The sequence below is a fragment of the Streptomyces sp. NPDC008238 genome (assembly GCF_042956445.1).
Taxonomy (GTDB): Bacteria; Actinomycetota; Actinomycetes; order Streptomycetales; family Streptomycetaceae; genus Actinacidiphila.
This window is the reverse complement of the sequence record NZ_JBIBGK010000003.1, coordinates 651,771-670,178: the sequence shown is the minus strand read 5'-3', so window position 1 is coordinate 670,178 and position 18,408 is coordinate 651,771. Positions and strand designations below refer to the sequence as shown.

Below are 18,408 nucleotides of genomic sequence, written 5' to 3'. Positions count from 1 at the left end.
CCGCCCTCACTCGAATCTACCTTCGACCGCCGACACTCCCCAGTACCGGGCAGCGAGCGAGCGACCGCCCCGCGATTACCCCGGGACGGAACGGCCTACTCCGGCCTTCACCACTTCTTGCCACTTCTTGGCACGAACGGGTGGTCAGAAGGCCTCAGGCTGACCCCTCGCCGCCGTTGTCGGCGTCCTCCGCGGCGTCCTCGTCGATCCCGTCGGCCATCACCGGCGAGCCGTGGTGCACCCACAGCCGCCAGCCCTCCGGTGTGCGCCGAAACACATTCGTGGCGACCACCAGGCCGCCCACCAGGGAGCCCATCTCGCCCTCCTCCTCGGCGGGGCCGCCGGTGAGGATGTTCTCGGTGCAGGTCACCAGGGCCGTGTCACCGTCGACCGCCACCTCGACGTCGGTCAGGAAGAACTGGATGTACTCGGTGTTCGCCATGATCAGGGCGTACGAGCGCATCACCTCGCGGCGCCCCCGCAGCACCGGCCAGCCCGGGTGCACGACGGACACCGTCTCCGCCAGCGGGCCCGTCAGGACCAGCTCCTCCAGCGCGTCCAGGTCGGACCGCTCGACGGCGTCGTAGAACGCCTGGTTCGCCTGTTCGACCCGTGCGGCCTCGGCCGTGCGCGGCGTCATCGTGCCCCCTCCAGTGCCCGTGCGACCCGCACGGCGTCGGCGCTGTCGTGCACCTCGTGCACCCGGACCGCCCAGGCGCCGCGCCCCGCCACGATGGCGGTGACGGCGGCCGTCGCGGCGTCACGCTCCCTGGCCGGGGGCGGATCGCCGCCCTCGCCGGCCAGCACCCGGCCCAGGAACCGCTTGCGGGAAGCCGCGATCAGCAGGGGGCGGCCCAGCGCCAGCAGGTCCTCGAGGTGGGCGATCAGGGTCAGGTCGTGCTCGGCGTTCTTCGCGAAGCCCAGGCCCGGGTCGAGGACGATCCGCTCCGGGTCGACGCCGCCCGCCACCGCGTGGTCGAAGCTGCGCCGTAGCTCGTCGGTGACCTCGGCCACGACGTCTCCGTAGACCGCCCGGTTGTTCATGTCGATGCTCTGGCCCCGCCAGTGCATCACGATGAACGGGCTGCCCGTCGCCGCGACGACGGGGATCATCGCCGGGTCCGCCTGGCCGCCGCTCACGTCGTTGACCAGGACCGCGCCCGCCTCCACGGCCTTCTCCGCGACCACGGCCCGCATCGTGTCCACGCTCACCACGACCCCGGCCCTGGTCAGCTCGCGGACGACCGGGACCACCCTGCGCAGCTCCTCCGCCTCGTCCACCCGCGCCGCGCCCGGCCGGGTCGACTCACCGCCCACGTCCACCAGGTCGGCACCGGCCGCCACGAGGTCCAGGCCGTGCTTGACCGCGAGCTCGGTGTCGAACCACTCGCCGCCGTCGGAGAACGAGTCCGGCGTGACGTTCACCACGCCCATGACCGCGCACCGGTCCCAGGACGGCAATCCGGCCACGTGGCCGCGCATCGTACCCATGGGCTCAGCCTAGAACGGGGTGGTCACCGCAGGCGCCGGGAGGCCCACGCGGGCAGGGCCAGGGTGACGAATCCCTCGGCGCGCATGGCGGCCAGGCCGATCCGGGGCAGGTCGCCGGTGGCCCGGAAGACCAGGAACCGCGGCAGCCACTCCGGCTGGAACTTGGCGTTGAACCGGTACAGCGACTCGATCTGGAACCACCGCGACAGGAAGACCAGCAGCCCCCGCCAGCTCCGCAGCACCGGCCCCGCGCCGAGCCGCTCCCCGCGGGCCAGCGCCGACCGGAACATCGCGAAGTTCAACGAGACCCGCCGCACGTCCAGTCGCGGCGCCTCGCCCAGCGCGGCCACGATCAGCAGCTCGTTGAGCCCGGGGTCGGCGGACCGGTCCCGTCGCATCAGGTCGAGCGACATGCCGTCCTCGCCCCAGGGCACGAAGTGCAGCACCGCCCGCAGCGCGTCCTGCGCGTCGTGCGCCGTCACCACCACGCACTCCTCGTCCGCCGGGTCGCCGAAGCGGCCCAGCGCCATGGAGAAGCCCCGCTCGGTGTCCGTACCGCGCCAGGCGTCGGCCGCGCGGCGGACCGCCTCGCGTTCCTCCTCGCCCAGTTCCGCCACCCGCCGCACCCGGCACACGTAGCCGGCGCGCTCGGTGCGCTTGACCATCTGCCGCACGTTGCGCATCGCCCGCCCCGACAGCGAGAAGCAGGAGGTCTCCACGACGGCCTCGTCGCCCAGCTCCAGGGCGTCGAGACCGGTCTCCCGGGTCCACACCTCGCCGCCGGTCTCGCTGCAGCCCATCACCGCCGGGATCCAGGCGTGCGCCCGGGCCTCGGCCATGAAGCGCTGTATCGCCCCGGGCCAGGCCTCCACGTCGCCGATCGGGTCACCACTGGCCAGCATCACCCCCGAGACCACGCGGTAGCAGACCGCCGCCTTGCCGCTCGGCGAGAAGACCACGCTCTTGTCCCGGCGCAGCGCGAAGTGCCCGAGGGAGTCGCGGGCCCCGTGGCGCCGCAGCAGCGCCCGCAGGCGCTCCTCGTCCGCGGCCGTCAGCTCGGCGACCGGGTGGGCCGGGCGGAGCGCCAGGTAGGCGGTGGTGGCGACGGTCAGGAAGCCCAGCCCGCCCAGCGAGTACGCGACGACGTCGGACGCCTGGCCGGTGGCGTAGCCGACCGGCCCGTCGAAGCCGAACAGCCCGTACAGCACCTCGGTGAACCGCTGCGCCCACGTCGGGTCGCCCGTCCCCGCCGCCGGGTGGGCGCTGACGACGGCCAGCCCCACCACCAGGCTGAGCCCGCCCAGCCCCGCGAAGGCCGCGACCGCCCGCAGCCGGGTGTGCGGGTCGCCGAGCGCCGAGAACTCCGTCCGGTACCGGATCAGCAGGGTCAGCAGGACCGTCGACAGCAGGGCCCCGCCCAGCGAGTGCCGGTGCAGCACCTGCGCCACCGCGGCCACCGGCAGCAGCAGCACGGCCGCCCGCCAGGCACGCTTCTTCCCCCGCTTGAGGGCGTGCGCCAGCATCAGCATCAGGATGCCGGTGACCACGCCGGCCGCCGCGGCCACCGAGGTGACCGTCCCCGGGACGACGCCGGCGAGCACGTGCATCCGGCTGTGCCGGAAGCCGGGGAACACCGCCGCGGCGAGGTCGAGCAGCCCCACCAGCGCGCAGGCCGTCCCCACCACGCGGGGCGCGGCGGAGGCCGGCATCGCCCACGGGAGCCGCACCCTGTCCCGGGGAACCCGGACGGCGGGATCTTCCTCTGCCACGACAGACATCGCTCACCACGCCCCGGCGGTGCGGATCACCCCGCACGCCCCGCTCTCGTCGGAGATTTGCGCCCTGTAGGACGTGAACTCCGCCGTGCGGGTTCCGTCGCCGGGCGGGGAACGGGCACATAGGCCGGGACGGCCGGGGGGCCGCGGCCCCTCAGGTCACTTGGCCATGATCAGGCTCATCGCCTCGGCGCGGGTCGCGGAGTCGCGCAGCTGGCCCCGCACCGCCGAGGTGATGGTCTTCGCGCCGGGCTTGCGGACCCCGCGCATCGTCATGCACATGTGCTCGCACTCGATGACCACGATCACGCCGCGCGGTTCGAGTATCCGCATGAGCGAGTCGGCGATCTGCGTGGTCAGCCGCTCCTGCACCTGCGGGCGGCGGGCGAAGACGTCGACCAGCCGGGCCAGCTTCGACAGACCGGTGATCTTGCCGTCCGTCGAGGGGATGTAGCCGACGTGGGCGACGCCCACGAACGGCACCAGGTGGTGCTCGCAGCTCGACAGCACCTCGATGTCCTTGACCAGCACCATCTCGTCGTGGCCGAGGTCGAAGGTGGTCGTCAGGACGTCCTCGGGCTCCTGGTAGAGCCCGGCGAAGATCTCCCGGTACGCCCTGGCCACCCGCGCGGGCGTCTCCCGCAGCCCCTCACGGTCGGGGTCCTCGCCGACCGCGATCAGCAGCTCACGGACCGCGTTCTCGGCACGCTTCTCGTCGAACTCACCGACGGGGCGCAGGTTGCCCTCAAGGGTCACCGGGTCGGTCATGTGTGCCTCGTTCCTCTTGCGTACCGGATGCGTGTGCCGCGGGAACCGCGGAAACGCAGCGCCCCCCAGGATAGGAAACCTGGGGGGCGCGGCACGCATTCCGATGTCCGTGACCAAGGCCACGTCCGAGGTGTCAGGCCTCGGGGTTGGGCTCCTCGGGGAGCTCCACCGTCTCGGCGGGCTTGCTCAGCGACGCGGTGGCGCTGCCGTTGGCCGTCGGCTGGGTGCCGTTGGTCAGGGCGAGCTCACGCGGCGAGAGCACCGGCGGGCGGGTCGACGGCGTACGCCGCGAGGAACCCGTCCAGGCCGGACGCGGCGGGCGCTTGACGATCGGCTTGAAGATCTCCGCGAGCTCCTCCTTGTTCAGCGTCTCCTTGTCCAGGAGGGCCAGAACCAGGTTGTCGAGGACGTCGCGGTTCTCGACCAGGATCTCCCACGCCTCGTTGTGCGCGGTCTCGATGAGCTTCTTGACCTCTTCGTCGACCAGCCCGGCGACCTCTTCCGAGTAGTCGCGCTGGTGGGACATCTCACGGCCGAGGAAGGGCTCCCCGTCGCTCGTCCCGAACTTGATCGCGCCCAGTCGCTCGGTCATGCCGTACTGCGTCACCATCGCGCGGGCCGTGGTGGTGGCCTTCTCGATGTCGTCCGCGGCACCCGTGGTCGGGTCGTGGAAGACCAGCTCCTCCGCCGCCCGGCCGCCCATGGTCATGGCGAGCCGGTCGAGCATCTCGTTGCGGGTGGTGGAGTACTTGTCCTCGTCCGGCAGGACCATCGTGTAGCCGAGGGCCCGGCCACGCGACAGGATCGTGATCTTGTGCACCGGGTCGCTGTTCGGAGAAGCCGCGGCGACCAGGGCGTGACCGCCCTCGTGGTACGCCGTGATCTTCTTCTCCTTGTCGGACATGATCCGGGTGCGCTTCTGCGGGCCGGCCACGACGCGGTCGATGGCCTCGTCCAGCATCGCGTTGTCGACCAGCTTCTTGTCGCTGCGCGCGGTGAGCAGCGCCGCCTCGTTGAGGACGTTCGCCAGGTCCGCACCGGTGAAACCGGGGGTGCGGCGGGCGACGGCCTTGAGGTCGACGTCCGGGGCGACCGGCTTGCCCTTCTGATGGACCTTGAGGATCTCCAGGCGGCCCTGCAGGTCGGGGCGGTCGACGGCGATCTGCCGGTCGAAACGGCCCGGGCGCAGCAGCGCCGGGTCCAGGATGTCCGGGCGGTTGGTGGCGGCGATCAGGATCACGCCGCCCTTGACGTCGAAGCCGTCCATCTCGACGAGCAGCTGGTTCAGCGTCTGCTCGCGCTCGTCGTGACCGCCGCCGAGGCCCGCGCCGCGGTGCCGGCCGACGGCGTCGATCTCGTCGACGAAGACGATCGCCGGGGCGTTCGCCTTGGCCTGCTCGAACAGGTCGCGGACACGCGAGGCGCCGACACCCACGAACATCTCGACGAAGTCGGAACCCGAGATCGAGTAGAACGGGACGCCCGCCTCGCCGGCGACGGCGCGCGCGAGCAGGGTCTTGCCCGTTCCGGGCGGGCCGTAGAGCAGCACGCCCTTGGGGATCTTGGCGCCCACGGCCTGGAACTTCGCCGGCTCCTGCAGGAACTCCTTGATCTCCTGGAGCTCCTCGACGGCCTCGTCCGAGCCCGCGACGTCCGCGAAGGTGGTCTTCGGGGTGTCCTTGGTGATCAGCTTGGCCTTGGACTTCCCGAAGTTCATCACCCGGGAGCCGCCGCCCTGCATCTGATTCATCAGGAACAGGAAGACCACGACGATGAGGACGAAGGGCAGCAACGACAGCAGGATGCCGACGAAGGCGTTCTGCTTCGAGGGCGCCACGGTGTAGCCGTCGGGCAGCGTGGTCTTGTTGCCGTCGTCGACCTTGGCCTGAAGGATCTTGGCCACGTCGACGCCCTGGTCGCCGATGTAGCTCGCCTTGATCTTGGAGCCCAGGTCCTCGCCGCCTACCTTGGCGCCGTCCTTGAGCTCGACCTTGATCGTGTTCTCGTCGCCGGTGGTCAGCTCGGCGGACTTGGCCTGGTTGCTGTTGATGGCCTCAATGGCCTGGCCGGTGTCCACCGTCTTGTAGCCACCGGACGAGCCGACGACCTGCATCAAAACGACCACGGCGAGGACAGCCAGCACGATCCACATGACTGGCCCACGGAAATAGCGCTTCACGTCCATCCATGCGGGGCGATCACGCCCCGTCCCTCCTGCCACAGTGAGGCACCGCGGCCTGGGGGCCGCCGGTGCATCCGGTGTATGAACCGACCTTCGGACGGTACCCCAGCATTGTCACCCGAAGTCGCCGGAGACCGTAAACAAACAGCGTTACCACCCTCCAACGCGGAGGAGGGCGTCGGGGTTCCCGGAGCCTCAGCCGCCGTACACGTGCGGCGCAAGGGTGCCGATGAACGGCAGGTTCCGGTACTTCTCCGCGAAGTCCAGACCGTATCCGACCACGAACTCGTTGGGGATGTCGAAGCCGACGTACTTCACGTCGATCTCCACCTTGGCCGCGTCCGGCTTGCGCAGCAGCGTGCAGACCTCCAGCGAGGCCGGACGGCGCGAGCCGAGGTTGCTGATCAGCCAGGACAGCGTCAGACCGGAGTCGATGATGTCCTCGACGATCAGGACGTCCCGGCCGGCGATGTCGGTGTCCAGGTCCTTGAGGATCCGCACGACACCGGAGGACTTGGTGCCCGCGCCGTACGAGGACACCGCCATCCAGTCCATGGTGACCTGGGAGGACAGGGACCGCGCGAGGTCCGCCATCACCATGACGGCGCCCTTCAGGACGCCGACGATCAGCAAATCCTTGCCCTCGTAGTCCTTGTCGATCTGCGCAGCCAGCTCCGCCAGCTTGGCGTCGATCTCTTGCTTGGAGATGAGCACCTTCTCGAGGTCGGTGCCCATGTCGTTCTCGTTCACCCGCACAACTTCCGGCTCGGTCTACAGGGCCTGGAAGAACAGTCTGCCATTCCGCCGGCCGACGACGACGCCGCCGGGTAGGTTGAGCGGTTTCTGCCCCCGCCACCCGGTGAGCAGGCGGTCGGTCTCCTCGATGTGCCGGGCGAAGAGCGAACCGGCGGGTGAGCCCGCCGCGACGGCCGCCCGGCGCAGCACCCGGCGGCGCACGGCGGCGGGGAGGGTCAGCAGCCGGGCGACGTCCAGCCCGCCGTCGGCGTCGGCGGCCGTCCGCTCGGCCTGCGCCGCCCATTGGTCGAGGGCGTCGGCGTCGTCCCGGGAGAGCTGGGCGGTACGGGCCAGCGCCTCCACGACGCCCTTGCCCAGGGACTTCTCCAGCACCGGCAGCGCCTCGTGGCGGACCCGGGAGCGGGTGTAGGCGGGGTCGTGGTTGTGCGGGTCCTCCCACACGTCGATGCCCTGCACGAGGCAGGCCTTGCGCACGGTGTCCCGGTCCAGCAGCAGGAAGGGGCGGCGGTAGCGGCCGTTGACCGCGGGCATGCCGGACAGCGACCGGATGCCGGAGCCGCGGGCCAGCCCGAGCAGCACCGTTTCGGCTTGGTCGTCGCGGGTGTGGCCGAGCAGCACGGCGGCGGCGCCGGCCCGCTCCGCGGCGGAGTCGAGCGCCGCGTACCGGGCGTCGCGCGCGGCGGCCTCCGGGCCGCCCTGCCGGCCCACGGTGACCGCGACGGCGTCGACCGGGTCGAGGCCGAGGCCGCGCAGGCGGTCGGCGACGTCGACGGCGCGGGCGTCCGAGCCGTCCTGCAGGCCGTGGTCGACGGTGACGGCGCCGGCCCGGACGCCGAGCTTGGGCGCTTCGAAGACGAGGGCGGTGGCGAGGGCCATCGAGTCGGCTCCGCCGCTGCAGGCGGCCAGCACGAGCGGGCTGCCGCCGGGGTGGTCGGTCAGGACGTCCTGGAGTACGCGGCGGACCGCCAGGCGTATCGCCGCGACCGCGGGGTGGGGACCCATGTCCGGTTTCCCTCCTGGAGAGGCTGGGGGAGGCGTCGGGACGGAGAAGATGACGCAGGGTAGCTAGATGGTGACAGACAGCGTGCGATACTCGAGCATCGCACGCTTACCCTGCGCCCACGGTCCCTCGGACGGGTGAACCGGGAGGCCCCCGGGGCCTGCTGTGCCCCGGGTCGACTCAGGTTTCGCTCCGCCCGTGCACCCGTGCCACCCAGTCCGCGGGTTTGGCGATCTCCTGCTTGGTGGGCAGGGTGTTGGGCGAGGTCCAGATCCGGTTGAAGCCCTCCATCCCGGCATCGTCCACCACGGCCCGCACGAAACGCTCGCCGTCACGGTACTGCCGCAGCTTGGCGTCCAGCCCCAGCAGCTTGCGCAGCGCCATGTCCAGCCGCCCCGCGCCGCTCTGACGGCGGCGCTGGAACTTCTCGCGGATCTCCGCCACGGAGGGCACGACGTCCGGGCCCACGCCGTCCATCACGAAGTCGGCGTGCCCCTCCAGCAGGGACATCACCGCGGTCAGCCGGCCCAGGATCTCCCGCTGGTTCGGCGTCTGCACCAGGTCGATCAGGCTGCGGCCCTCGTCGCCGTCGGCGTCGACCGACGCCTCCTCCGCGTCCGGGCGGCTGCCGGAGGAGAACGCCTGGAAGGCCTCGCGCAGCCGCTCGATCAGCGTCGACGGGTCGATCTCCGTCTCGCCGAGGAAGGCCTGGATCTCCTGCTCGATGTGGTCCCGCAGCCACGGCACGGCCGTGAACTGGGTGCGGTGGGTCTCCTCGTGGAGGCACACCCACAGCCGGAAGTCGTGCGGGTCCACGTCGAGTTCGCGCTCCACGTGGACGATGTTGGGGGCCACCAGCAGGAGCCGCCCGGTGCGCGGCTCGCCCGGCCCGGGCGCCGCGGGACCGGCGGGCATGTCACGGCTCGCGGGGGCGAAGGTCTCGTACTGGCCCAGTACGCGCGAGGCCAGGAAGCTCAGCAGCATCCCGACCTCGACCCCGGTCACCTTCCCGCCGACGGTGCCCAGCACGGCACCGCCGGGGCCGCCCGGCTTGCGGGCCTGCATCTTGTCCAGCAGCGGCTTCAGCACCTCGCGGAAGCCGGCGACGTTCGCCTTGATCCACCCCGGGCGGTCCACGATCAGCACCGGGGTCCCGGTGTCGGCCGGGTCCTCCTGGTCGCCGAACATCCTGGTGAACGCCCGGACGTGCGCCTCCGACTCCTTTGCGTGCCGCCGCAGTTCCGCCACGACCGCGCGTGCCTCGTCCCGGCTCACCTCGGGGCCGGGCCGCACGAAGCGGGTCGCGGTCGCGACCGCGAGGTTCCAGTCGACCATCTCCGCACCACCGATGCTCGTCATTCCTTCACGGTACGTGCTTGTCCCCTTCCCCGGGAGCGTTCCTCGCGGGGGCACGGGCAACGAACACTCCCCGCAGCCGCTACGTGCGGCAGCCGCACGTGGCGAGTTCCGCGGCGAGGCGGTCGAGGGCGGACTGCGCGGCCACGGTGTCGGTCGTGCCGTTGGTCAGGAAGGCGAACGTCAGCAGCCGGCCGTCCGCGTCCACCACGGTCCCGGCGAGGGCGTTGACCCCGGTGAGCGTCCCCGTCTTGGCGCGGACGAGCCCGGCGCCCCCGCCCGCCGTGGTGAAGCGTTCCCGCAGGGACCCGGTGAAGCCGGCGACGGGCAGCCCGGTGAGGACGGGGCGCAGCTCGGGGTGGTCGGGATCGGCCGCCAGGGCCAGCATCCGCGCCAGTTGCTCCGCCGTGAGGTGGTCGGCGCGGTTGAGCCCGCTGCCGTCGGTGAAGCGGGCCCCCTTGAGCGGGAGCCCGAGCTCGCGCAGTGCCGAGCGGACGGCCTCGGCGCCGCCGGAGAAGGACCCCGGACGGTCCGCGGCGAGGGCGGTGTGCCGGGCCAGCGCCTCGGCGATGTCGTTGTCGCTGTTGGTCAGCATGCGCTCGACCAGGTCGGCGAGGGGCGCGGACCGCACCTCCGCCAGCCGGTCGGCCGCGTGCGCGCGCGAGGGCGCCTTGCCGGCCTTCACCGCGCCGTCGACCTTGACGCCGCGCTTGCGCAGCAGGTCCGCGAAGGCCGCCGCCGCCTTGGCCGCCGGGTCCCAGTGGCGGGCCACCGGGCCCTTGACGCTCTTGCCGTCGCTGCGGCCCTCGTCGGCCATCAGGGCGGTGACGGGCGCGATGTTCTCGTTGTGCCCGATGGGGTGGACGGCGGGCCCGGTGAAGAGCGAGGTGTCGTACGTGAGCTTCACCGAGCGGACGCCCTTGGCGCGCAGCGCGCGGGCGGTGTCGGAGGCGAGGGTGCGCAGGGAGGCCGCGGTCCAGCCGCCGCCGGGCTCGGCGCGGGCGGTGAGGGTGGGGTCGCCGCCGCCGACGAGCACGACGCGGTCCTTGCCGGCGGCGACCACGGAGGTGGTGAGCCGGTGGTCGGGCCCGAGGAGCGAGAGGGCCGCGACGGCCGTGGCGACCTTGGTGGTGGAGGCGGGGACGGCCGCCGTGGCGGGGCCCTGCCCCCAGACCTTCCGGCCCGAGACGGCGTCGACGACGGCGCCCGTCGTCAGGGTGCCGAGCGCGCGGTCGTGCAGCAACGGGCCGAGCCGCCCGGCCAGTCCGGAGGTGGTGGGCAGCGGCGCCCCCTGCGTCCCGGACACGGCGCTGAGCACCTCCGGGGCGGCGGGCGGCACGGGCGCGACCGCCCCCTTGTGGCCTCCCGCGCCGCCCTTCTTGTGGGGACGCGCCTGCTTCCCCTGGCCCTCCCGGGAGGCGGCGATCGCCCGTTCGGCCGTACGCTGACCTGACTCCCACGGTCCCGCTGCGGCCACGGCCGTCAGCGCCACGGCAAATCCTGCGGCAGCCGACCCTGCCACCACCTGCCAGTTCTTCGGAACGGGCACCCCGGACCAGCCCCTTTCGCGACCACACACAAGCGTGGGAGACACTTAATCACCAGAAGTATGTGCTGATCATGGAGGACAGGCTGTGCTCGAGTTCGACGTAACGATCGAGATCCCGAAGGGTTCCCGCAACAAGTACGAGGTGGACCACGAGACCGGTCGTATCCGCCTGGACCGGCACCTGTTCACCTCGACGGTCTACCCGGCCGACTACGGCTTCGTGGAGAACACCCTGGGCGAGGACGGCGACCCGCTGGACGCCCTGGTGCTGCTCGACGAGCCGACCTTCCCCGGCGTCATCGTGCGCTGCCGCGCGATCGGCATGTTCCGCATGACGGACGAGGCCGGCGGCGACGACAAGCTGCTGTGCGTGCCCGCCTCGGACCCGCGGGTCGAGCACCTGCGTGACATTCACCACGTCTCCGAGTTCGACCGCCTGGAGATCCAGCACTTCTTCGAGGTCTACAAGGACCTGGAGCCCGGCAAGTCCGTCGAGGGCGCCAACTGGGTGGGCCGCGCCGAGGCCGAGGCCGAGATCGAGGCGTCCTACAAGCGCCTGAAGGAGCACGGCGGTCACTGACCCGCCGGCTCCCGCCTACGTGAGGGCGGCGCGCTCCCTGCCGGGGCGCGCCGCCCTCACGCGTCCGCGGCGGCCTCATCCGCAGGCGTCGAGGAGCTCGGCCAGCGCGCCGTGCAGGGCGGCGGCGAGCGTGTCGGCGTCCGGCAGCGACCGCGCGTCCGCGAGCAGCCCGATGTGGACCCGGCGGCGGTACGTGGAGCAGGCGACCGCGAGGGACTGGCCGCGGGCGAGCGGGGCGATCGGGTAGAGCTCCGTCATGCGGCAGCCGTCCAGGGTGAGCGGCACGTCGAGCATCGGCACGTTGGTGACCAGCACGTCGAACAGCAGTCGCGCGGAGGCGGCGAGCAGCGGGGCGGCGAAGCGGTGCGCGAGCGGCGGCACGCTGTCGGCCAGCAGGGCGACGGCGCCCGGGCCGGTGTCGGGGCCGGCGTCCTTGTTGCGGTCCATGCCCGCGCGCACGTCGCGCAGCCGGGCGAGCGGGTCGGGCTCGCCGACCGGCAGCCGCAGCAGGTAGCCGGAGATGCGATTGCCCCGGCCGCCGCGCACACCCCGGCGGCGGCGCCGCGCCACGGGGATCAGGGCGCGCGGCCCCGGGCCCGCCGGGTCGTCGCCGCGGGCCTCCATCCAGCGCCGCAGCGCGCCGGCCACGACGGCCATGACGACGTCGTTGACGGTGCCGCCGCTGGTCTTGCGGACCTGGTGCAGGTCGTCGACGTCGAGGGAGGCGGTGGCGAAGCGGCGTTCGGCGCCGCCGGGCGTCCAGACCGCGCCCAGCGCGGCGGGCCCGCCGGGGTCGAGGGAGGCGCGCAGCACGGCCGAGCCGATGCCCAGGGCGCGCCCGGCCTCGCGCACCCGGTCCGGCAGGGAGGCGACGACCTGCCGGGGATCGGGCAGCGGCAGCGCGGGCAGGTGGATGCCGGGCCCCCGGACCTGGGCCGGTACGGCGGCCTCGACGGCGGAGCGCTGCGGCGCGGCCGCCGGGGTGCGGGCCCCCTGGTCGAGCAGCGCGGCGCCGAACTCCACGGCGCGCAGCCCGTCGGCGAGGGCGTGGTGCAGCTTGACCAGGACGGAGAAGGGCGCGTCGGGGGCGCCCTCGATGACGTAGACCTCCCACGGCGGCCGGTGGCGGTCCATGGGCCGGGACATCAGCTCGGCGACGGCGGCCGTGGCGTCGGCACGACGTACGGCGTGGACGTGGTACCGCGCGTCGAAGTGCTCGTCGACCGCCCAGGCGGCGCCCCCGACGCCGTACCAGACGTCCTTCACGCGCTGCCGCATCCGCGGGACGGCCTCGGCACGGGCGGTGAGCAGCGCGGCGAGCCCGTCGGCGTCGACCGGGCGCTCCGGGTCGCGGTCGAAGACGGCCACCGCTCCCAGGTGCATGGGGTGGCCCGGCGAGTCCAGGTTCCAGAACGCGAGGTCCAGCGGGCTCAGGTGCTCGTCAGCCAAGGCTCCATGCCTCCGAAAGGTCGGGGTTTGCCCCGGAACGGACTCCAGTTGGTGAAGTGAAACCCCTAAAACCGATTACAGTCAACTACGACCGCGATACGGACAGTTAACATCAGGTTGCCCGTACGACCGCCCGACGGCGAGGCGGCGGGGTCCGGAAGGCTCAGAAACCGCGGGTGCGCTTGGCCGCCGCGCGGCGTCGTGCCTGGTCGGCGCCACCGGGCAGCTTGATGAACAACCGCGCGATCTCGCCTCCCAGGTTCACCCCGATGGCCACGGCCAGCGCCAGCGCCGCCGCCTTCGTCAGCGAGGCGAATCCCTGGTCCAGGTGACCGCGGGTCAGCCCGAGGAGCCCGAAGTACGTCGCGGAGCCCGGAAGCAGCGGGCCGATGGCCGCCGTGACGTACGGCAGCGCGGAGGCGTGCCGGTAGCGGGCCAGCACCTGGCCGAAGAGGCCCACCAGGCCGGCGGCGACGGCGGTGGCCGCGACCGGTGACATGCCGATGCCGATGCCCTCCTGGTGCAGCGCCGCGTAGACCGTCCAGGCGACCCCGCCGTTGAGCGCGGCGACCACCAGCACGCCGCGCTCGCACTGCAGCAGCACGGCGAAGGCGAGGCTCAGCACCATCGCCGCGACCAGTTGCACCGGCGGGTTCTCGTACGCCCGGAAGGCCTGGTCGGGGTCGAGCACGGCACCCAGGCTGACCCCCGCGTAGAGGATCAGCGTCACGCCGACGACGATGCCGGTGAAGAGGTACATCACCTCCAGCAGGCGCGCGGAGGCGGTGATGTAGAAGCCCGTCAGGCCGTCCTGGACGGCCGCGACCAGGGCCCGTCCCGGGATCAGGGCGAAGAGGCCACCGGTGATGACCGCCGAGGCCTGCAGGGTGCTCGTACCGGGCAGGTGCTGGCCGAACCGGGCGACCAGCACGCCCATCACGGCGGCCGGCATCGCCGCGGCGACGAACTGGTAGAACTCCGGCAGCCCGCGCCCGGCGCAGAGCCAGGCCAGCCGGTCGCCCAGCATGGCGCCCAGCGCGGCGATCGCGAAGACCAGCGGACCGCCGCCGCCGACCAGCATGCTCGCCGCGCCCGCCAGGAGCCCGGCCGCCACGGTGAGCAGCCAGCCCGGGTACGGGTGCCGGTTGCGGCGGATCTCGGCGAGCCGCCGGTAGGCGTCCTCCAGGGTGAGGTCGGCCGCGGTGATGTCGTTGATCAGCCGGAAGACGGCCGCGAGGCGGGTGTAGTCGGTGGCCCGGCGGCGCACCGTGCGGTTGGCGGTGACCGGGGCGTCCACCAGCGAGGGCTGGTAGGAGATGCCCAGCAGCGTGAACGTCACGGTCGGCTCGACCCGGCCCAGACCGTAGGCGTGGGCCACGCCGAGCATCGCGGCCTCCACGTCCTCGGCGCCCTCGCCGCCGGCGAGCAGCAGCTCACCGATGCGCAGCGTCAGGTCCAGCACGCGCGGCACCGGCGGGCCGGCCTCCGCCTCCGGCCGCCGGGCGGGCTGCTCGGGGGCCGGGCGCTCCCCGACGGGCATGCGCAGCATCGTGCGCATCCGGTCGGGCCAGGGGGTCTCCTTGGAGAGGCTGACGACCGGGATGCCCTCGGGGGGCGTGAAGGCCGGGTGGGACAGCTGCGGGGAGGTCCGCGTCCCGGGGCGGGAGAAGGCGGAACCCTGCGGTTCCGGCCTGGGCAGCTCGACGCCCAGGGGCGGCGTGAACTCCGAACCGCCGGGCTGCTGCTGCTCGGGCTCCTTGGGATGCGCCACGGGATCCTCCTTTCGGCGCGTGATCGCTACGGGTGCCGGGGGGTGCGCCGAGGGGGGAGGGTGCGGACACCCTCCCCCCTCGGCCTGTCGTCACATGCGCGCCTGCCCCACAGCGCCTGGCACGGCACCTCGCTGCGTTGTCGAATCGTCCGAGTAGCCCACTACGAGGACGATCCTCCGCCTTGCGATGCACCGCACCAGACGCCGTGGGGCCCGCCCTCCGGGCGGCCGCCGCTCATGTGACGACAGGCCTCGGCACAGCGGGACGACTGCCCACTCCCTCCGTCGGCTAACGGCGGTTCGCGCGGTGGCGCCCGCCGTTGCCGCGCTGGAGCGGCGGCTGGCCGGCGTCTCCGTCGGCGTCCGCGGCCCCGGCGTCGTACGCGTCCGCCCCGGGCAGCGGCGCCGCCTTCCGGGAGGCCGAGCGGGCCCGCAGGAACTCGATGGCGATCGGGACGACCGAGAGCAGCACGATCGCGATGAGGATCAGCTCGATGTGCTCGTGGACGAAGGCGATCTGCCCCAGCCAGTAGCCGAGCAGCGTGACACCGACGCCCCACAGCAGGCCGCCGATGACGTTGTACGTCACGAAGACGCGGTAGTTCATGCGGCTGACGCCGGCGATGACCGGCGTGAAGGTCCGCACGATCGGGACGAAGCGGGCGAGCACGATCGACTTGGCACCGTGCCGCTCGAAGAAGTCGTGGGCCTTCTCGACGTTCTCCTGCTTGAAGAGCCGGGAGTCCGGGCGCCGGAAGAGCGAGGGACCGACCTTGCGGCCGAAGAGGTAGCCCACCTGGTCGCCGGCGACGGCCGCGATCCAGACCAGCACGCAGACCAGCCAGATCGGATAGTCGAGCTTGCCGCCCGCGACCAGCAGGCCGCCGGTGAAGAGCAGGGAGTCACCCGGCAGGAAGAAGCCGATGAGCAGACCCGACTCGGCGAAGACGATCGCCAGCAGGCCGATCAGGCCCGCTGACGAGATGAGGTAATCGGGGTCGAGCCATTGCGGGCCCAGGGCGATAGTCGTCACGCGCCAAAAGTATCAACGCGGTCGCGACCGAACCGTTCCCAGCCCGGGAACGCTCGGCTACGTTCCTCCCAAGCGTTTTACCGTGCAACACCGCAAGTCGCCCGTCACTCCTGAATCATCATGATCCGGCGGAACCCACATGACTCGCGCCATCTCACTGCACGACGTCTCGAAGACCTACGCCCGCGGCGTGCGCGCCGTGGACCGCTTCTCCCTGGACATCGCCCCCGGCGAGTTCCTGGTGCTGCTCGGCCCCTCGGGCTGCGGCAAGTCCACGGTGCTGCGCATGATCGCGGGGCTGGAGGACATCACCTCCGGTGAGCTGCTGCTGGACGGCGAGTACGCCAACGACCTGGGGCCGGGCGACCGGCGGATGGCCATGGTCTTCCAGAACTTCGCCCTGTACCCGAGCATGACCAGCCGGGAGAACATCGGATTCCCGCTGCGCTTCGAGATGCCCGGGCAGGACACCGGGCCCCGGGTCGCCGAGACCGCGCGGACGCTCGGCATCGAGGACATCCTCGACCGCTACCCGGGGCAGCTGTCCGGCGGCGAGCGGCAGCGGGTCGCCATGGGCCGGGCCATCTCGCGGCACCCGTCCGTCTTCCTGATGGACGAGCCGCTGTCCAACCTCGACGCCAAGCTCCGCTCGCACCTGCGCGCCGAGATCGCCCGGCTGACCCGGGGCATGGGCGTGACGACCGTGTACGTCACGCACGACCAGGCCGAGGCGATGTCGCTGGGCGACCGCGTGGCGATCATGCGCAGCGGGGTGCTGCAGCAGGTGAGCACCCCGCGGGAGGCGTACCACCTGCCGCAGAACGTGTTCGTCGCCGCCTTCATCGGCACCCCGCGGATCAACCTCATGGAGGCGACCGTGGTCGCCGCGCTGGACGGCGGGATGTGGATCGACCTGGGGCGGCAGCGGCTCGTCCTCCCGCAGCCGCTGACCCGGGACCACCAGATGCTCCGCATCCAGCAGGGCCGGCCGGTCATCGTCGGCCTGCGCTCGGAGGCCGTGCGCATCGACCGGCCGAGCGGCGCCCGGCCCGGGGAGGTGGTGCTCAGCGGCGTCGTGGAGCACGTGGAGTACCAGGGCCACGAGTCGCTGGTGCACCTGGACACCGGCGCACGGCCGGCCGTCGTGCCCGAGCTGGAGTCCGCACGGCCGGGCGGCGCGCGGCAGCGCTCCCGGGCGGCGTCCCGGCAGGGCGGCACGGCCGGCCTCGGCCGGCTGGTGCAGAAGGCCGCCGCGCGGGTCTCGGGCCAGGGACGGACGGCCGTGCTGGACCGTCCGGCACCGCGGCCGGAGACCGGCCCCGCCACCGGGGGCGGGGACCTGGTGGTGCGCACCGGGCCCGACCTGCGGCTGCGCGCCGGACAGCACGTGCCGCTGCTGGTCGACCTGGCGCACCTGTACGTCTTCGACCACGCGGGCCACCGAATCTGCCCCGCCCCCGAGCGGGCACCGCACCTGGAGTACTGAACCGCGCGGGACGGCGGCGGCGGGACGACGATGCCGGTATGGGTATCGACGAGTACGGCGGCGGACAGTCGCCCCGGTCCGCCGTCCTGGTGGTCACCACGAACGACGTGCCGGGCTACCGGATCGAGCGGGTGATCGGTGAGGTCTTCGGCCTCACCGTGCGCTCCCGCCACCTGGGCAGCCAGATCGGCGCGGGCCTGAAGTCCCTGATCGGCGGCGAGCTGAAGGGACTCACCAAGACCCTGGCCCAGACCCGCACCGAGGCGATGGAGCGGCTGGTGGAGCAGGCGCAGTCGCGCGGCGCCAACGCGGTGCTGATGATGCGCTTCGACGTCAGCGAGGCCGCCGACGTCGGCACCGAGGTGTGCGCCTACGGCACCGCTGCGGTGATCACGCCCCGGCACGCCTAGCGTTGGCCATGATCGCGTCGTGGACGTACCGGGCGGTGCCCGGCGCGATCGCCTCGTAGAAGGCGTTGAAGCGCGGGTCGTCCAGGTACATCCGGGCGAGCCCGGTGTGGATCTCGTAACCGCAGTCGTAGTAGTGGTCCACGATGAACTGCCGGTGCTCCTCGGCCAGGTCCATTGCGGCCTCGCCGTCGGCCGGGGCGCCGGATCCGCGGAGCGCGACCAGCCGGGCTCCCCAGTCCTCCTGCTCGGCCTTGATCCGCAGCCAGTCCTCCTTGGTGTACGAGGCGGCCCGGCTCTGCGACTGCTCGTACGCCTCGGTGTTGCCCCAGCGCTGCCGGGTCTCCTCGGCGTGCTGCTCGGGGTCGTACTCCCCGAAGACCTCGAACTTCTCCTCGGGCGTGAGGTTGATGCCCATCGTGCGTGCCTCCATGGCTCGTTGGACGGCGTCGGCCATCTCCGTCAGCTTCCCGATCCGCGCCGTCAGCAGTTCGTGCTGGCGCCGCAGGTGCTCCCGCGGGTCCGCGTCCGGGTCGTCGAGGAGGGCCGCCACCTGCTCCAGGGGGAAGCCGAGCTCCCGGTAGAAGAGGATCTGCTGCAGCCGGTCGAGGTCGGTGTCGCTGTAGCGCCGGTGACCCGCGTGGCTGCGGGCGCTGGGCGAGAGCAGTCCGATCTCGTCGTAGTGGTGCAGCGTCCGGACGGTCACGCCGGCGAAGCCCGCCACCTGCCCGACCGGGTAGCCCGTGCTCGTGTTCATGACCACACCCTCCGGCCTCACGCCACGTGAGGTGCAAGTGCCATATTG

16 protein-coding genes are annotated in these 18,408 nt (G+C 72.4%); 3 read left to right on the top strand and 13 right to left on the bottom strand.

Features of this window, described 5'->3' with window-relative positions; genetic code table 11:
• Positions 1–154: 154 nt before the first annotated feature.
• The 9 genes from ACFZAU_RS11915 to dacB form a co-directional block, all read right to left on the bottom strand.
• Positions 155–640 carry a nuclear transport factor 2 family protein gene (locus ACFZAU_RS11915; protein ID WP_499599779.1) on the bottom strand — a complete coding sequence of 162 codons (486 nt, stop codon included), beginning with the start codon at positions 638–640 and terminating at the stop codon, positions 155–157.
• Positions 637–1,491 (bottom strand): dihydropteroate synthase, encoded by an 855-nt coding sequence (gene folP / locus ACFZAU_RS11910; protein WP_500552020.1) that lies wholly within the window; start codon positions 1,489–1,491, stop codon positions 637–639. The genes ACFZAU_RS11915 and folP overlap by 4 nt, the downstream gene beginning before the upstream one ends.
• Before the next feature lie 23 nt (positions 1,492–1,514).
• On the bottom strand, positions 1,515–3,200 hold the full coding sequence (locus ACFZAU_RS11905; RefSeq protein WP_500552086.1) for a phosphatidylglycerol lysyltransferase domain-containing protein: 1,686 nt from the start codon (positions 3,198–3,200) through the stop codon (positions 1,515–1,517).
• A gap of 225 nt (positions 3,201–3,425) precedes the next feature.
• On the bottom strand, positions 3,426–4,034 hold the full coding sequence (gene folE, locus ACFZAU_RS11900; protein ID WP_500552019.1) for a GTP cyclohydrolase I FolE: 609 nt from the start codon (positions 4,032–4,034) through the stop codon (positions 3,426–3,428).
• Positions 4,035–4,167: 133 nt separating this feature from the next.
• Positions 4,168–6,219 carry an ATP-dependent zinc metalloprotease FtsH gene (gene ftsH / locus ACFZAU_RS11895; RefSeq protein ID WP_499599772.1) on the bottom strand — a complete coding sequence of 684 codons (2,052 nt, stop codon included), beginning with the start codon at positions 6,217–6,219 and terminating at the stop codon, positions 4,168–4,170.
• Between the two features lie 192 nt (positions 6,220–6,411).
• Entirely contained in the window at positions 6,412–6,951 is a 540-nt protein-coding gene (gene hpt, locus ACFZAU_RS11890; protein ID WP_499516875.1) for a phosphoribosyltransferase, read from the bottom strand.
• A 36-nt stretch (positions 6,952–6,987) separates the two neighbouring features.
• Positions 6,988–7,974, bottom strand: a complete 987-nt coding sequence (tilS, locus tag ACFZAU_RS11885) for a tRNA lysidine(34) synthetase TilS (protein WP_499599771.1) — start codon at positions 7,972–7,974, stop codon at positions 6,988–6,990.
• Between the two features lie 178 nt (positions 7,975–8,152).
• Complete coding sequence (locus ACFZAU_RS11880; RefSeq protein ID WP_500552018.1) at positions 8,153–9,331, bottom strand: zinc-dependent metalloprotease; 1,179 nt, start codon at positions 9,329–9,331, stop codon at positions 8,153–8,155.
• A gap of 79 nt (positions 9,332–9,410) precedes the next feature.
• Positions 9,411–10,820, bottom strand: a complete 1,410-nt coding sequence (gene dacB / locus ACFZAU_RS11875; protein WP_500552017.1) for a D-alanyl-D-alanine carboxypeptidase/D-alanyl-D-alanine endopeptidase — start codon at positions 10,818–10,820, stop codon at positions 9,411–9,413.
• A 142-nt stretch (positions 10,821–10,962) separates the two neighbouring features.
• Between dacB and ACFZAU_RS11870 the strand changes: the two genes are divergently transcribed.
• Entirely contained in the window at positions 10,963–11,457 is a 495-nt protein-coding gene (locus tag ACFZAU_RS11870; protein ID WP_431959297.1) for an inorganic diphosphatase, read from the top strand.
• Positions 11,458–11,532: 75 nt separating this feature from the next.
• Here the strand turns inward: ACFZAU_RS11870 and ACFZAU_RS11865 are convergent, their stop codons facing one another.
• The 3 genes from ACFZAU_RS11865 to ACFZAU_RS11855 form a co-directional block, all read right to left on the bottom strand.
• Positions 11,533–12,906 carry a wax ester/triacylglycerol synthase family O-acyltransferase gene (locus tag ACFZAU_RS11865; RefSeq protein ID WP_500552016.1) on the bottom strand — a complete coding sequence of 458 codons (1,374 nt, stop codon included), beginning with the start codon at positions 12,904–12,906 and terminating at the stop codon, positions 11,533–11,535.
• Positions 12,907–13,069: 163 nt separating this feature from the next.
• The gene (locus ACFZAU_RS11860; protein WP_500552015.1) at positions 13,070–14,677 is read right to left on the bottom strand and encodes a threonine/serine exporter family protein; all 1,608 of its coding nucleotides are present in this window, start codon (positions 14,675–14,677) and stop codon (positions 13,070–13,072) included.
• 289 nt (positions 14,678–14,966) lie between these two features.
• Positions 14,967–15,710, bottom strand: a complete 744-nt coding sequence (locus ACFZAU_RS11855) for a DedA family protein (protein WP_500552014.1) — start codon at positions 15,708–15,710, stop codon at positions 14,967–14,969.
• Positions 15,711–15,849: 139 nt separating this feature from the next.
• Between ACFZAU_RS11855 and ACFZAU_RS11850 the strand changes: the two genes are divergently transcribed.
• Together ACFZAU_RS11850 and ACFZAU_RS11845 are read left to right on the top strand one after the other, a co-directional pair.
• Positions 15,850–17,196: an ABC transporter ATP-binding protein gene (locus ACFZAU_RS11850; protein WP_500552013.1), complete on the top strand. Its 1,347-nt coding sequence runs from the start codon at positions 15,850–15,852 to the stop codon at positions 17,194–17,196.
• A 38-nt stretch (positions 17,197–17,234) separates the two neighbouring features.
• Complete coding sequence (locus ACFZAU_RS11845) at positions 17,235–17,606, top strand: YbjQ family protein (RefSeq protein ID WP_499599758.1); 372 nt, start codon at positions 17,235–17,237, stop codon at positions 17,604–17,606.
• Here the strand turns inward: ACFZAU_RS11845 and ACFZAU_RS11840 are convergent.
• Positions 17,587–18,360 (bottom strand): MerR family transcriptional regulator, encoded by a 774-nt coding sequence (locus ACFZAU_RS11840; RefSeq protein ID WP_500552012.1) that lies wholly within the window; start codon positions 18,358–18,360, stop codon positions 17,587–17,589. The two genes, ACFZAU_RS11845 and ACFZAU_RS11840, sit on opposite strands and share 20 nt — an antisense overlap.
• Positions 18,361–18,408 lie beyond the last annotated feature (48 nt).